Consider the following 728-nt stretch of genomic DNA (forward strand, 5'->3'; position numbering starts at 1 on the left):
TGAAAAGGGTTTATGTACAAAGAACGGGCAAACCCCTATGGGTTGTCTCCGAAAACATGGAAAGAGATGTTTTTAATGTCAGCAACAGAGGCCCAAGCTTATGGAATTGTTGATCTTGTAGCGGTTGAATGACAATAGCCCGGATTTGGCGTCAATTCGTGATTTGAAATTACCCCTGCCAAGTTTCATATTAATATTCTATGACTTTTATTTACTATTCTATTGAATAAAAGGAATTCATAATCATGCGGTTAGGATCGATCTAAACCAGCCTATTATGTATATGATTCAACATGCCAACGATTAAACAACTTATTAGAAATACAAGACAGCCAATTAGAAATGTCACAAAATCCCCCGCGCTTCGGGGATGCCCTCAGCGTCGAGGAACATGTACTAGGGTGTATGTGCGACTCGTTTAGATCATGAACTAGAACAAAGGAAAGAGAACAATGTTCGAATATCAATGATCAAATAGGATAGAACGGAAAAACGAACTACATTTCCTATCTAAAAATAAGAAAACGGATCATATCCCTTTTATTGTGTATGAAATTTATGGTTTATATTGGTGTAAATCCACTCACCTCAATTCAAGATGAGAAGCAATTCTCCATTGGTAGCAAATGGTTATCCATTAAGCGGAGGAAATCTTAGTTAATATAGACCCCTCTTGCAAGAACGGACTAACAAGGTCAGCTACCCAGCCAACCTTCATAATTAAATAC

Annotated in this window: 1 pseudogene; it reads left to right on the forward strand. The window is 37.5% G+C overall.

Going from position 1 to position 728, the window contains the following annotated elements:
- Window positions 1–293: 293 nt before the first annotated feature.
- Window positions 294–407: pseudogene (gene rpsL / locus HX793_RS32260) on the forward strand (30S ribosomal protein S12); the annotation flags it as partial.
- Between the last annotated feature and the right edge of the window lie 321 nt (window positions 408–728).

This window comes from Pseudomonas reactans (genome assembly GCF_013387025.1).
In the GTDB taxonomy this organism is placed as follows: Bacteria; Pseudomonadota; Gammaproteobacteria; order Pseudomonadales; family Pseudomonadaceae; genus Aquipseudomonas; species Aquipseudomonas reactans.